Here is a 14,162-nt window from a genome sequence, read left to right as displayed (position 1 = left end):
TCTCGTTTTTTGTTGTCGACGAGATTTTTTGGGTACACTACATAGTAAGGAGGGATTTATTATGGCAAAAGCTACATTTGCGGGAGGCTGTTTTTGGTGCATGGTCAAACCGTTTCATAAATACGAAGGAGTCGAGCGTGTCATTTCCGGTTATACGGGCGGGCATGTCGATAACCCGACGTACAAACAAGTTTGTTCGGAGACGACCGGTCACCTAGAGGCGATTGAGGTCACGTTTGATCCGGATGTCATCTCGTATGAAGAACTGTTGCGTATCTATTGGCGTCAAATCGACCCGACCGATGGCGGCGGACAGTTTAACGACCGCGGTGAATCGTATCGACCGGCCATCTTCTATCATTCAGAGGAACAGCGTGCGGCGGCTGAACGGTCGAAACAAGAAATCGAGGACTCGGGGCGCTTCGACCGATCGATTGAAGTCGAGATTCGTCCAGCGAAGACGTTTTGGGAAGCGGAAGATTACCATCAAGACTACTACAAGAAAAATCCATTCCGTTACGAGATGTACCGCGTCGGTTCTGGCCGGGCCAAGTTCGTGAAAGAGGCGTGGAGCGACAAGAAGCTACAGAAAGACTTGAAAGATCGTCTGACGCCGATTCAATATAAAGTCACGCAAGAGAACGGAACCGAGCCCCCGTTCCAGAACGAGTATTGGGATGAGGAGCGGGAAGGGTTATACGTTGATGTCATCGATGGGACGCCGCTCTTCACGTCACGTGACAAGTTCCAATCGAACTGCGGTTGGCCGAGCTTTGCGCGCCCGATCGAAGAGAAACGCATCGATATGAACATGGACACGACGCACCATATGGTCCGGACCGAGGTTCGTTCAAAGGAAGCCGACAGCCATCTTGGCCACTTGTTCGATGACGGTCCGAAAGAGCTCGGGGGATTACGCTACTGCATCAACTCGGCGGCACTCCGTTTCATTCCAAAAGAAGAATTAGAGTCTGCAGGTTATGGAGAGTATAAGCACTTATTCGATGCGTGAAGGGGAGAAGGGCATGTTCACATCCGTCAAACAACAGATTCGTCGTGAGACGCTCGCGACCGTCTTGGATTACTACGACAAATCGATTCGTAATTTATCCGAGGCTGCCAGAGATGAGAAGTACAACAAGATGAGCGCGACCCCGTTCTCGTTTTTCCGAGGGAGTTCCCACTTGTTCTATTACGATTTTGCGAAAGTACCGCTCGCGTTTGACACCGATGCGTCCCATCCGACGTTCATTCAAGGGGATTTGCATTTTGAAAACTTCGGGGTGTTTGAGGACGGCGCCGGAACAATCATTTACGATGTGAACGACTTTGACGAGGCGTATCTCGGGTCTTATTTGTTTGATGTCCTTCGCATGGCGATCTCGGTCGATTTGTTTGCCGCGGAGTCAGGGTTTGACGCGACGCATGCCATCGAGACGTATGCAGCGACATACGCGCTCGCGATTGAGCGTTATGCGAATGGGAAGGACGAAGATGTCCAGTTCACGAAAGCGAACACGTGCAAAGCCATCAAGAAAGTGATTAAAAAGGCAGAGAAGAAGAAAGACGCATTCATGGCGGAGCGGACGGAAGTAAGGGATGAGGAACGTTATTTTGCGACAAGCGACGATCTCGTCCCGGTCAGTCCGAAGACCGCCGAGCATATCAAACAGGCGTGGCCGGATTATTTGGCATCCTTATCGGAGAAGCATCGACACCATGCCGACCATTACGAAATCAAAGACATCGCCATTAAACGGGAGAGCGGGACGGCTTCGATCGGACTCGAACGGTATTATATTTTGATTGAAGGTGCGGACGCGGAGCATGACGAGGATATCATCCTCGAGATGAAGCAGGCTCAATCGGCTGTCCCTTCGCTCTTCTTGCCGACCCATCCGTTGTTTGAGGATGGCTTGTCGCATCAAGGGTCCCGCGTCATCGCGGCCCAACGTGCCATGGTGCATAGTCGTGACCCGTATCTCGGCTATTTGACGATGGACGGGAACGAGTATTACGTGCGGCAACGGTCACCTTACAAGCGGAAAGTGAAAGCGAAGCACATCAAGAATGAAGAATCGCTCATCGAGACGTTAAAAGTCCAGGCGGAAATCACGGCCAAAATTCATGCGCGGGCGGATGCGGATGCGAACGTGCTCGATTATGAGGCGAGTGAACGAATTGCGGCAGCCATCGGAGCGTCGCGACCGCTATTCATTCGCCAAATCTCGCGGTGGTCCCAATTTTACGCCAATCAGGTCCGATTCGACTTCGAGGCGTTCCAATCTTGGCTCAAGACGCGTGCGGAGACTCACGTCTGACGAGCACCGGACTTGCGGTCAGCCCCACGTTTGCCTCAGAATGGAACGGTAAAGGATGTGTGCGACGTATGATTACAGAACAACAGGTCATCACGCAGATGAAACAAGTGATGAGCCAAATCGAACAGTCGAGTGGGGAGACGCAAAAGCGCCATTTGGCCAAGTTGATGGGCTATTGCGAGCTGTTGCTCGCTGATTCGGCTCCGGCTAAGACGCAACCTACTACGGCGCCTATGGCCGAGCCGGTCGAGTCGAAACCGCCGCTTGATCGGCAGATGGCGGCATTCCTTGGAATCCCGCTTGAAGAAGAGGACAAACCAAAAACCGATTCATTGCTCGACTTTTAAGCTGTGCCCTTGAGGCGCAGCTTTTTTTGTGTGAGTCGAACGTATTGACTTATATACCTAAGGGGGTATAATGAGATTAACTAAACGATACGTAACGGAGGCGTGCATATGCTTGATTTCTTGTTTGTCGCAGTGGTGATTGGATTGATTTATTTTTGGTGGACGAAGCGAAACAACGTCAAAACGGTTTCGACCGATGAATTGAAACGGAAGATTGCTGAAGAACGGAACATTCAGTTGTTGGATGTCCGTGAGCCCCAAGAATACCGGGCCGGGCATATCAAGCAGGCGAAAAATGTGCCACTATCGGGATTCGGGAACGCAAGTGCCCAATATCCGAAAGATAAAGAACGTCCGGTCTATGTCATCTGTCAAAGCGGGATGCGAAGTCAACGGGCCGCGGCCATGTTGAAAAGCGCGGGCTATACGGACGTCTACTCGGTCAAAGGCGGCATGAGTTTCTGGCGTGGCTGACAGTTCTCGGTTGAACATTTGTTCAGCCGTTTTTTTTTAGACCCTGAAAATCTCTTTTAGAGGCTAGATTTGCCGTGTGACGTTTCCACTTTCGGTTTTCAGGGGATTCTGCTACGGTAGGAACATAGGAAAGAGAGAGGGGACCAGACAATGGCAGTCATTTTATTTGATATCGATGGGACGCTCGTTGACACGACCGGACCGATGACACAAGCAATCCACGAGGCGTTAGAGCAACTTCCTCATTTACCGAAACCGAGTGAGGACGCGGTCCGTTCAGGTTACGGATTGGCCGGTAACGCGTTTTGGGAACACGTCATCCCGGAGGCGACAATCGAGGAGATTCACCAAATCCGCAAGCTCCGTCATGAGACGCTCGAGCGAGCGATGGAAGGCCAACACGTCTTGTTCGATGGGATTTACGAGATGCTCGAGGCGCTCCATGCGAAAGGACACACGTTGACGACCGCGAGTAACTGTGGGGTCCATTATTTGAACCTCATGCTCGACTCTCAAAACATTCGCCAGTTCATGACGGCTCCAGAATGTCTCGAATCCGTGAACGGCGAGAAAAAAGCTGACATTTTGACGGCGCATCGTCTCCGTCACGGCGAGAACGATTACGTGATGGTTGGAGACCGGAAATCGGATGTCGAAGCGGCACGCGCGCACGACTTCCCGGTCGTCTTGACAGGTTTTGGCTTTGGGAACGAAGACGAGTGGGCACTCGCGGATCATGTCATCGCGACACCGAACGATTTGATTGCCTTGGTCGAAAAATGAAAAAAACCGGTTGAACGCGCGACGTTCAACCGGTTTTTTTTAGAGTCCGAGCGAAATGTATTTCACTTCTAAAAATTCTTCAATGCCATGGTGACCGCCTTCGCGGCCGAGGCCGCTCTGCTTCCATCCACCGAACGGGGCTTGCGGTGTTGACGGAAGTCCGTCATTGACACCGACGATTCCATATTCGAGTGATTCAGCCAAATAGAGAGCCTCGTTGATGTCTTGCGTGAACACATAGGCGGCAAGACCGAACGGGGTCGCATTCGCCCGCTCAATCACTTCCTCGAGCGTATCGAACGACGCAATCGGGGCGACAGGACCGAACGTCTCCTCGTTCATGCACAGCATATCCTCATTCGCATAGCGGACGACGGCCGGCCGGACGAATAACCCATCGAGCTGTTCGCCACCCGTGATTTCCCCACCCCGAATTTGAGCGTCTTCCAGGTGCTTCATCACTTTCTCGACCGCGGCCTCGTCGATGAGCGGACCGATATCCGTCCCTTCATCAAGTCCATTCCCGACTTCGAGCGCCGCGACGGCCTCGATGAATTTTTCAGAGAACGCATCGACGATCGATTGCTCGACATAAATTCGGTTGGCGCAGACGCACGTCTGTCCGCCGTTACGGAATTTCGTGGCGACGGCTTGAGGGACGGCTTTATCGAGGTCTGCCTGCGCCGTGACGATGAGCGGGGCGTGACCACCCAGCTCGAGCGAGATTTTCTTCATCGTATCGGCTGCGCCGCGCATGAGCGTCTTGCCAACCTCGGTCGAACCGGTGAACGTCAATTTGCGGACGCGGGGATCGTGTTGCCACGTATTCACGATGTCAGACGCTTTGCCGGTGACGAGATTGATGACACCGGGTGGAAAGCCGGCTTTCTCGGCCAGTTTGACGAGTTCGATGGCCGTCAATGGTGTCGCCGAGGCTGGTTTCAGGACGACGGTGCAACCAGCGGCCAGCGCCGGCGCGAGCTTCCGGGTGATCATCGCCGCCGGGAAATTCCACGGCGTGATGGCGGCGACGACGCCGACCGGTTGTTTAATGGCGAAGATACGTTTTTTGTTCGAAGAGGCCGGGATGGTCTCGCCGTACACGCGTCTTCCTTCCGCGGCGTACCATTCGATGAAGCCGTTCGCATAACGGACTTCACCGATGGCTTCTTGGAGCGGCTTACCTTGCTCCTCGACCATCGTCCGAGCGATGGCTTCTGTATGTTCATCAATCAGCCGGTTCCATTCGAGCAGCAGGGCGCCTCGTTCTTCGGCCGTTTTCTGTTGCCAATTTTTCAAGGCGTCGTGGGCGGCATCGACAGCCTGTTTTGCTTCGGCCGTGTCACTCTTTGTCACCGTGGCCATGATGTTTCCGGTGGCGGGATTTCGCACCTCGATCGTGTCCGATGTATCAATCCATTCTCCATTGATGAAATTGTTTTCCACTCGCATCTTGATTTCCCCTTTCGTCTAGGTCACATTTTAAAAGTACCCGATTTCAAAAAACATACACAATTTTACAAAGGGGAGGTGTCGTCATGTGGGTCATCATCTTGGGGTATGTCGTCGGTAGTATCCTTGGCGGGCGCTTATACGGCAGGTGCAGTGGTCAACATTTAGCAACGAGTGGGTCGAGAAACACGGGTGCCCGCAATGCGTTGCGAATCGGCGGGAAGCAAGCCTTCTTGTTCGTTTACGGATTCGACGTCCTGAAGACGGTTCTCGTGTTGTCGATCAGTGGTCCATACTTTTTTGAGACCGGGCTCGCCTTGACGCTCGGCCACATTTATCCGATGTGGCATATTCGCTCCGGGGGGAAGGGGTACGCCGTATTTTCTGGAATAATATTAGCGTACAGCCCGTTATGGTTTATCGTGGGACTTCTGCTGTTGCTGCTTCTCATCAAATTGACTGGTAACTCGCGCGAGACGGGGCTCTTCATGCTCGCACTCCTGCCGCTCGCGGCCTGGGGGGACGCAACAGATGTCAGTGTGGCTAGTTTGACTGTGATTTTGATCGTGTACCATCATATAAGGGGGAAACAACGTGCTTGAATTTCGAAGAGCGACGCCGGGGGATGCGGAAGCGATTCATCGATTGAACTATGAGACGTTTGTCGAAGAAATCCCGCAACATCATCCGAACGTGGAGCGACGACTTGTCGATCGCTTCCATGATACGAATACATATTGGATTGGGTTGGCGGACGGGCAACTCGTCGCCATGTGTGCGATCCGTGACGAGCACCCGTTCTCACTTGAACAAAAAGGCGTGGCGCTGCCGCCGGGAGAGTGGATTGAAGTGCGGCTACTGGCCGTGACGCCCGCCTATCGGAATACGCGAACGTTTGCCGGACTCATGCGAGCGATGCTCATGGAGGCGACAGACCGAGGCGTGGAAGGGATTGTCATCAGCGGCACCGTACGCGAACAGAAGCTGTATCGGCGCTTCGGATTTGTCCCGTTCGCAAAACCAATCGGGACGATGGAGGCGTTATATGTACCGATGAAGCTGACCCGCTCTGGATTCATGCAATCCGAGACAGCGCGAACGTTGCGTCCGAAACTACTCCTCGCCGGGCCGGTCGAACTGTCGAGTCACGTGCGCTCCGCACTTGCTGTCCAGCCGGTATCGCATCGGTCGGCCGCTGCCAGTCGTCTGCTCCATTCGGTCCAGTCGAGGCTGAGTGAACTCGTTAAGTTGCCCCATGTCTACACATTGCTCGGGAGCGGAACGATTGCGAACGATGCCGTAGCCGCACAATTGACTGGACGCGGCGTAATCATCGACACCGGGGAGTTTGGAAGACGGCTGATTGACCATGCGACCCGGGCTGGACTTGAATTTGATGTCATCCCACTTTCGTCCGGGCGTCGTCTCGACTTAAAGCGAATCGGACAGCATGCACCCGATTGGATGTGGACGGTACATTGCGAGACGTCGACAGGCAAGCTAGTCGATTTGGACCACTTGCGTCAGTATGCACGAACGTATCGCACGAAGATTGCGATTGATGCGATCAGTGCGGTCGGGACGAAAGTGACCGACTATTCGTTTGCGCATCTGGTGACGTTCGTCTCGGGCAAAGCGCTCCGCAATGCCCCTGGATTGGCGTTTGTCGCCATGCGCGAACGAGCTGTCCCGAACCCGTCAATTCCGCGTTATTTGGACTTGGCGGGCTATGACCCGATCGCCTTCACCCAATCGGTCCCGCTCATTCAAGCGATGGACGTCGCGTTGAGCGAACTGACAGAGGCGGAGATTGCGACGCATCAATCAAAACTCGATGTGTTCGTACGTGAATTGTTGCGCCGAGGTGTACCGATTGAACTCGGGGATGACCAAGCACCAGGCATTTTTTCACTCACGTTACCCGAAAACCTTTCCTCGATTGAGCTAGGGCATCAATTGGCGTTCCATGGCTATCAAGTCCAGTATGAGAGCACCTATTTGCGGCATGCGAATTGTCTCCAAGTCTCAACGATGGGATGGACGACTGAACGGGATTTGCAGCAAGTCGCCGTCTATATCGGGACGTGGCTCCAGAAAAAAACCGCCACTCGAGAGAGTGACGGAATCAGACACGGAAATCTTGGCGGGCCAAATGACGAATCTTTCGACCGAGGCGTCTTGAATTGAAATAGGCGACAACGGCGACGACGCCACCTGACCAAAACAGCCATTCGTCAGGTCGGATATAACCGAACAGGCCGACGAGGAGACCGAGGATGATGATACCGGAGTTGAACGTCTGGCGGTGGAGCAGTTCCTTTGACTCGAGGTCGCGTTGGAACATCGCCTGCTCGGATAGGCGCTTCCGGGTCGGCTCTTTTAAGTAGTTATCGAGCAGCGGCGGTACGTTTAGTAATTTCTTCCCGTAGTTGAGTGCCGTCATGACGTAACGGTTCTGAATCGTCGTTCCGTCTGATTCGAGCCATTGAATCACAATCGGTTTACCGAGCGTGAATAAATCGATTTTCGGGTCGAGGATTTGTAAAATCCCAAGCAACGTCGAAGCGGCCCGACCGAAGAAGGCGAACTCGGCCGGCAACTGGATCGGCTCGTTTTTGACGAGTAGTTGAATATCTTGTAATACTTTCTCGATCAGCTTCGTATCGACCGTATCGATATCGGTCTCCAAATAGAACGTGACCGCCTTTTCGAGTGCTTGCCGAATGTTGTGCTTGTTCGCTGTCGGCAACAGGAAACGCAAGTCCTCAAGTCCATCGACGACCCCGTCGTAATCGAGCGAGATGAACGCCTGCAAGATTTTACGGATGGTCGCCATGTCCTGAGCGGTCGATGATCCGACCATTCCAAAGTCGAGCAGGATGATCGTCCCGTCGGCCCGGATTTGGACGTTTCCGGGGTGCGGATCAGCATGGAATTGTCCGCCGAACAACAGTTGCTCGGCTGCCATCGTGAACAATCGTTCGGCAAGTGCGGAGCGGTCGATATTATTTTCTTTTAAGAAAGCGAGGTCGGTGATGCGACGGGCTTCGACCCAATCCATCGTCAACACCCGGTTCGTGCACAGATGGTCATAATAATCCGGGATGTATACGTCGGGATTGTCGGCATATTTCGCTTTGAAATAATGGGCGTTCTTCAATTCAGTCTGGAAATTTAATTCATCCCCGATGACAAAAATCATTTGGCGATATAAGCTATCTAAGTCGGTCGATTTTGCTAGCGAGGTTCGCTTGAGCATCGTCGTGACGACTCGCATCGCTTTGAAGTCGGTCCGAATGATTTTTTCGATATCCGGACGTTGGATTTTCAAGGCGACACGCTTCCCGTTCTCAAGGAGTGTGGCGCCGTAGACTTCACCGATCGAAGCAGAGGCGACGGCGTCGATGCCGACGTCTTTCACGACTTGGGTGTACGGGACGCCCCATTCTGCTTCCAGGATAGCGCGAGACTTGTCCCAGCCCGATGTCGGGACACGGTCGACGAGCTCGGATAACTCATTCAATACGGACGGAGGTAACAAATCGGCCCGGATTGATAAAAACTGCCCGAGCTTGATCAACAGCCCTTCGAGTCGGAGCGCGTTCCGCTTATACTCGCGGGCAAGGTTCAACATGAGCGCCTCATACTCTTCGGTCGACGCGAGACCTTGCTGCTGTTTGCGGGAGAATGCATAAATTTTAATGATGAATCGGGCGAACATCGTGACGATAATCCATATGCGGAACAAGGCGATTCGTTTCATAAAAGTACCGACATCCTTTACAAGCAGTCGCTCGACTGATCTGATTTTTTGTATCTTAACTTTACCACAGAATGCTTTCAAGAAAGGGCAAGGGATGTTTATGGAGTGGGAATTACTCAACGTCGTCGGAACAATCGCGTTCGCGGCGAGCGGTGCCATCATCGCGATGGACGAGAAATATGATATTTTTGGGGTGTGGCTACTCGCTTTCACGACAGCTTTCGGTGGCGGGGCGATTCGAAACGTCTTGCTCGGGAACCCCGTCAGTTTGATTTGGCAACAAAACGATCTCTTCATCCTTTGTTTTCTTGTCGCGTTGCTCATCTTCCTGCTGCCGAGCGTCGTCTTGCCCCATTGGGAACGCTGGGGCGTCATCGTCGATGCGATTGGGCTCGTCGCTTTCGCGTTTCAAGGCGCACAAGTCGCCATCAAGCTGGATTTACCGCTATCGGCGGCGATTGCGGCTGCCGTCTTGACGGGTGTCGGCGGTGGGGTCGTCCGTGATTTGTTGGCCGGCCGCAAGCCGCTCGTCCTCCAGTCTGAAGTGTACGCGATGTGGGCGATTATCATCGCGGTCGTCACGTATTATTTCCGGCTTGAAGGAGGACTGCCTGTCTACGCCTTACTCGTTGTCGTCGCGGCGCTTCGAGTGATATCCTACTATCGGAAGTGGAATTTACCTGCACGCAAAGTGCGATAAGGGGGAAACTAGGTATGAAACTTTTACTCATCATCGGCGCTGCCTTAATGGCGCTCGGCGTCGCGCTAGGTGCTTTCGGGGCCCACGCCTTGAAAGAGCGTCTGGCACCGAACATGCTCGCCAACTGGCAGACCGGCGTGCTCTATCATATGATTCACGCCATCGGCATCATCGCCTTAGCGAGTATCTTGACGAAAGTGAGTATCAGTCAGTTCAACACGGCAGGCTGGCTCATGTTTGCTGGCATTCTCTTTTTCTCAGGCAGCCTATACGTGATGGCATTGACTGGAATCACGAAGCTTGGGGCGGTCACGCCGATTGGTGGCGTCTTGTTTATCGCGGCCTGGGTGTTTGTCATCATTGGCGCTCTCAAAATGTAATCAAACGTTAACGTGTGGTTAACAGTCATCGTATAACATGTGAAGGGTGAGACCCCTCGTCTTCACACGACAACGAACAATTGGCCCGGTTGGCCTCTTCGCTTTGAGCGAGAGACCAACCAGGCCCTTTTTTACGTTTTTTGGGAATGGTTAGATTTAGAAAAAGGACTGGATGATGTTATTTAGATATAAGGTAAACGATTTCCTATTTTCAACTATTGTTACAAACGTGTTTCGAGAAAAGAAAAGTGAAAACATATTGAAACAGAAAGGGATGAGGAGCCATAAGGGCTTCCCATCCCTTTGTTCGTAACAAAAGTGAAATATAACTTTAACAGGAAAACATTCGACACTTCGATATAATAAGTCGTGTTGAAACTAAAAAATTAATCGTTTTTGTTACATAACGAAACGACTGACCTTAAATAGAACGTAACCCCTAACCTCGTCAACTTAGAAAGGATGTCCCCATTGATCAATTGGAAACGTACCGTCTCGACACTTACGCTGAGCGCGCTTCTTCTTGGGACGCACTCGGTGGCTGATGCCTCGACGTCAATCAAGGAGAAACAAGAACAGCAGAAAAAAGTGCAAGAGCAACGAAATAACGTCAAACAGAACCAATCGAACACGTCTTCAAAAATTAAGCAAAACAAAGACGAAATCTCGAAAGTCCAAACGGAAGTCAACAAGATGGACGCCCAACTTCAAGACATCATCAACGATGTTGCGGCAAAACGCCAAGAAATCAAGCGGACCGAGTTGAAGATTGAAGACCTTGAAGCCGACATTAAAGGCTATGAGAAAAAGATGAAAGCCCAAGAAGCGATGATGAAAGAGCGCATGGCCACGATGCAAACGAACGGCGGCGGCTCAATCAACTGGGCGGAGTTTATCTTCGGTTCGAAAAACTTCTCGGATTTGATCACGCGTATGATCACGGCCGGAACGATTCAACGGAGCGACCAAGAATTGTTTGAAGACTACGAAGCGACGCGTCAATCGTTACAAGAAGCGCAAGCGTCATTGAAAGAAGAGCGTGCTTCGCTTTTAACACAACAAAAGGCGCTTGAAGTGCGCCAAGCTCAACTCGAGAAGAAGATGAAAGAGCGCGAAGCCCGCATCAAAGAGCTCGAGGACAAAAATATCAAATTCGAATCGCAAATCTTCGACCTTCAAGAAATCGAAGCGACATTAATCGCACAAGAAGAAGCGATTGCGGCTGAGATTGAAGCGCAGCGTCGCGAGGAAGAAGAAGCACGTCGTCGCGCTGAAGAGGCGGCTCGTCAAGAAGCAGCACGGAAAGCTGAAGAAGCTCGTCAAGCGGAAGCGGCTCAAGCAGCGGCAGCTGCACGTCAAGCAGAAGAAGCAAGAGCGGCAGCGGCAAAAGCTGAGGCAGAACGAGCAGCAGCTCAAAAACAGCAGAACAATAATAATAGTACCCAGTCATCTGCATCTTCAAACCAGACGACACAAAATAGTACACCAGCACCAAAACCGGCTGCGCCGAAACCGGCACCAGCGCCTGCTCCAAAACCGAAGCCAGCACCGACTGCACCGACGACATCGGCACCAGCACCATCGGGCGCGATGTTCATTCAACCGGCGGCAGGACGTTATACGCAAGGTTTCGGACCGGCAAGCGGTCAATTCGGCTACACGTTCCATAACGGTGTCGATATCGCCGGACCTGTTGGAACGCCAATCCGTGCTTCGGCGACGGGAACGGTCATCCGTGCCGGCTGGGGTGGTGCTTACGGGAATCACGTCATGATTGCCCACGTCATCAACGGACAAGTCTGGACAACGGTCTATGCTCACTTGAACTCAGTCTCAGTTAGCGCCGGACAACGTGTGACACAAGGATCGAACATCGGTGGACTCGGGAACACGGGTAACTCTTCAGGCCCGCACCTTCACTTCGAGATCCACAAAGGCAGCTACTCGTACTCGTCATCGAGCGCAGGCAGCACAGTCAACCCACGTCAGTTCTTCTGATTTTCTACGAGCACCCGTCCATCGTGATAGGTGCTCGTTTTTATATGCCCATAAATCAAAAAATGAGCGCCTACCTTGAACCGGTAGGCGCTCATTTTAGTTGGCTTGTTCGATATCGTCTGATTGATTGTTTGATTTGCGGAACCGCTCACGGACGAGATAGATGATGGTCAATCCGACCAACCATGGGATCCCGAACTTGAGCAAAATGTTGAAGTCGGTGAACCATGTCGTGATCATCAGGCTGAGCAACAGCACAGCACCGAGTAACGGCAAGAACGGGTAACCGATCATGCGGACAGGTAATTTCCGTCCTGTCCATTTTTTTCGGAAGAACAAATGTGAGACGAATACCATGAACCATGTGAAGATGGCTCCGAACATCGAGATCCCCATCAGGAATGGATACGATGTTTCCATGAATACTTGCAGCAATGCCGCGAGTATGATACCGCCTGTCGAGACGAGCAAGGCGGGCATTGGAATCCCGCTGCCGCTGACTTTCTTAAAGATTCGTGGGGCGTCTCCAGCTTCGGCGAGGGAATACATCATCCGCGTCGACGCATAGAGCTGGGCGTTCATCGCCGATAAGGCGGCGATCAAGATGACAAAGTTCAAAATGCCGGCTGCGCCAGGCACGTCGAATTGTTGCATAACGAGAACGAACGGGCTTTGATCGATCCCGGCCTGCTGCCACGGGATGAGCATGAGCATGATGCCAATCGTGACGAGATAAAAGAACGTCAAACGGAATACGGTCGCGCGCAACGCTTTCGGGACGGCGCGGTCCGGGTCTTTTGCTTCGCCAGCCGTCACAGCGACGAGTTCGGTCCCGAGGAAACTAAAGAGTGAGATGAAAATTGTCACCCACATCCCGTAAAAACCGAAAGCGAAAAAGCCTTCATCACCGGTCGTGATGGATTCGATGGGTGAACCGGGTTGACCGAAAAGTGTGGCCGCCCCGAGGACGATGAAGAGAATGATGGCGGTCACTTTGATGAATGATAACCAGTATTCGGTCGTTCCGAACGTATGAACGTGCCGGGCGTTGATGTAAATAAGCAAGCCGCCGAACAAGGCGACCCAGACGAATCCGTTCACATCAGGGAACCAATAACGCATATAGATGGCAATGGCGCTCACTTCGACGCCGATGGCGAGGACGTTGGCAACCCAGTACGAGTAGCGGACTAAAAAGCCGGCGAGTGGATGGACGTATCGCTCGGCGATCGTGCCGAACGAGCCCGAGGTCGGATGGGCGACGGTCATCTCGGCGAGACAGCCCATGAGTAAAAGGACGATGAACGCCCCGATGGCGTAACTGACGAGCACACTCGGTCCTGCCGTTTGGATGGCGAGCCCGCTTCCGAGGAAGAGGCCCGTCCCGATGGCGCTACCGAGCGAAATCATCGTCAACTGCCGCGTGGACAGTTCACGTTTTAATTTGCTAGTTTCCAAATTCAATTCTCCTTTAGTTGAGTGAAGTGTTGTTGGGGACGACTATAGCAGACAAAAAAAACGAGTGTCAACTCGCCAAATCGTAAAAAGCGGCATCGTTTTGGTGGCACCTATAGAAGCAAAGTTTTTTTGCACACTTTTGTTTGACAGGTAGTTGCTCGCCCTGTATAGTACGAGTTAACTTAACTGAAACGAATAAAGGCGTCGACGAAGAGAAGTAACGACAATTCCCGTATGACAGAGAGCTGATGGTTGGTGTGAATCAGTATGCGGGGCGTCGCGAATGGACTTCCGAGCTCTAAACCGAAACTATTAGTAGGCTTTAGCGGGTTACCCACCGTTACCAGGGGAAAGCGGATGATTGTCCGTGAAGTGGGTTCTACGGAACCAACGAAGGTGGCACCACGGGGTTACTCGTCCTTCTCATAGCGCAAGCTATGAGTCGGGCGGGTAACCCTTTTTCGTTTCAATGCATAGTAAATCAGT

At 52.4% G+C, this 14,162-nt stretch carries 13 protein-coding genes and 2 other annotated features (1 of these 15 cut by a window edge); of the genes, 10 read left to right on the top strand and 3 right to left on the bottom strand.

What is annotated here, in order from left to right; genetic code table 11:
- Nucleotides 1–61 precede the first annotated feature (61 nt).
- The 5 genes from msrA to EVJ33_RS07505 all read left to right on the top strand — a co-directional run bounded on the left by msrA (nucleotide 62) and on the right by EVJ33_RS07505 (nucleotide 3,925).
- Entirely contained in the window at nucleotides 62–1,012 is a 951-nt protein-coding gene (msrA, locus tag EVJ33_RS07525; RefSeq protein WP_131435924.1) for a peptide-methionine (S)-S-oxide reductase MsrA, read from the top strand.
- A 13-nt stretch (nucleotides 1,013–1,025) separates the two neighbouring features.
- Entirely contained in the window at nucleotides 1,026–2,321 is a 1,296-nt protein-coding gene (locus tag EVJ33_RS07520; RefSeq protein ID WP_131435922.1) for a DUF2252 domain-containing protein, read from the top strand.
- Between the two features lie 68 nt (nucleotides 2,322–2,389).
- Nucleotides 2,390–2,668, top strand: a complete 279-nt coding sequence (locus EVJ33_RS07515) for a DUF5327 family protein (protein WP_131435920.1) — start codon at nucleotides 2,390–2,392, stop codon at nucleotides 2,666–2,668.
- 108 nt (nucleotides 2,669–2,776) lie between these two features.
- Nucleotides 2,777–3,142 (top strand): rhodanese-like domain-containing protein, encoded by a 366-nt coding sequence (locus tag EVJ33_RS07510; protein ID WP_131435918.1) that lies wholly within the window; start codon nucleotides 2,777–2,779, stop codon nucleotides 3,140–3,142.
- A 150-nt stretch (nucleotides 3,143–3,292) separates the two neighbouring features.
- Nucleotides 3,293–3,925, top strand: a complete 633-nt coding sequence (locus tag EVJ33_RS07505) for an HAD family hydrolase (RefSeq protein ID WP_131435916.1) — start codon at nucleotides 3,293–3,295, stop codon at nucleotides 3,923–3,925.
- A 39-nt stretch (nucleotides 3,926–3,964) separates the two neighbouring features.
- Here EVJ33_RS07505 and EVJ33_RS07500 read toward each other — a convergent pair whose 3' ends face one another.
- Nucleotides 3,965–5,377, bottom strand: coding sequence for an NAD-dependent succinate-semialdehyde dehydrogenase (locus tag EVJ33_RS07500; RefSeq protein WP_131435914.1), 1,413 nt, complete (start codon nucleotides 5,375–5,377; stop codon nucleotides 3,965–3,967).
- Between the two features lie 86 nt (nucleotides 5,378–5,463).
- Between EVJ33_RS07500 and EVJ33_RS07495 the strand changes: the two genes are divergently transcribed.
- Together EVJ33_RS07495 and EVJ33_RS07490 are read left to right on the top strand one after the other, a co-directional pair.
- Nucleotides 5,464–5,979, top strand: coding sequence for a glycerol-3-phosphate acyltransferase (locus tag EVJ33_RS07495; RefSeq protein ID WP_131435912.1), 516 nt, complete (start codon nucleotides 5,464–5,466; stop codon nucleotides 5,977–5,979).
- The gene (locus EVJ33_RS07490; RefSeq protein ID WP_131435910.1) at nucleotides 5,972–7,564 is read left to right on the top strand and encodes a GNAT family N-acetyltransferase; all 1,593 of its coding nucleotides are present in this window, start codon (nucleotides 5,972–5,974) and stop codon (nucleotides 7,562–7,564) included. The genes EVJ33_RS07495 and EVJ33_RS07490 overlap by 8 nt, the downstream gene beginning before the upstream one ends.
- On the opposite strand, the gene EVJ33_RS07485 is transcribed toward EVJ33_RS07490, so the two are convergent.
- Complete coding sequence (locus EVJ33_RS07485; RefSeq protein WP_131435908.1) at nucleotides 7,503–9,140, bottom strand: ABC1 kinase family protein; 1,638 nt, start codon at nucleotides 9,138–9,140, stop codon at nucleotides 7,503–7,505. The genes EVJ33_RS07490 and EVJ33_RS07485 overlap by 62 nt on opposite strands.
- 94 nt (nucleotides 9,141–9,234) lie before the next feature.
- Between EVJ33_RS07485 and EVJ33_RS07480 the strand changes: the two genes are divergently transcribed.
- The 3 genes from EVJ33_RS07480 (at nucleotide 9,235) to EVJ33_RS07470 (ending at nucleotide 12,218) form a co-directional block, all read left to right on the top strand.
- Nucleotides 9,235–9,840: a trimeric intracellular cation channel family protein gene (locus tag EVJ33_RS07480; RefSeq protein ID WP_131435906.1), complete on the top strand. Its 606-nt coding sequence runs from the start codon at nucleotides 9,235–9,237 to the stop codon at nucleotides 9,838–9,840.
- Nucleotides 9,841–9,854: 14 nt separating this feature from the next.
- Nucleotides 9,855–10,220, top strand: coding sequence for a DUF423 domain-containing protein (locus EVJ33_RS07475; protein ID WP_131435904.1), 366 nt, complete (start codon nucleotides 9,855–9,857; stop codon nucleotides 10,218–10,220).
- A 462-nt stretch (nucleotides 10,221–10,682) separates the two neighbouring features.
- Nucleotides 10,683–12,218, top strand: coding sequence for a murein hydrolase activator EnvC family protein (locus EVJ33_RS07470; RefSeq protein ID WP_131435902.1), 1,536 nt, complete (start codon nucleotides 10,683–10,685; stop codon nucleotides 12,216–12,218).
- Nucleotides 12,219–12,314: 96 nt separating this feature from the next.
- On the opposite strand, the gene EVJ33_RS07465 is transcribed toward EVJ33_RS07470, so the two are convergent.
- Nucleotides 12,315–13,682 (bottom strand): amino acid permease, encoded by a 1,368-nt coding sequence (locus EVJ33_RS07465; protein ID WP_483297303.1) that lies wholly within the window; start codon nucleotides 13,680–13,682, stop codon nucleotides 12,315–12,317.
- 189 nt (nucleotides 13,683–13,871) lie between these two features.
- Nucleotides 13,872–14,101 (top strand) — a binding site (T-box leader).
- Nucleotides 14,102–14,151: 50 nt separating this feature from the next.
- Nucleotides 14,152–14,162: a binding site (T-box leader), on the top strand (it continues 214 nt past the right edge of the window).

It is taken from the genome of Exiguobacterium sp. SL-10, assembly GCF_004337025.1.
Lineage (GTDB): Bacteria > Bacillota > Bacilli > Exiguobacteriales > Exiguobacteriaceae > Exiguobacterium.
The sequence above is the reverse complement of the archived record's forward strand: the minus strand, read 5'-3'. Positions and strand labels throughout refer to the sequence as shown.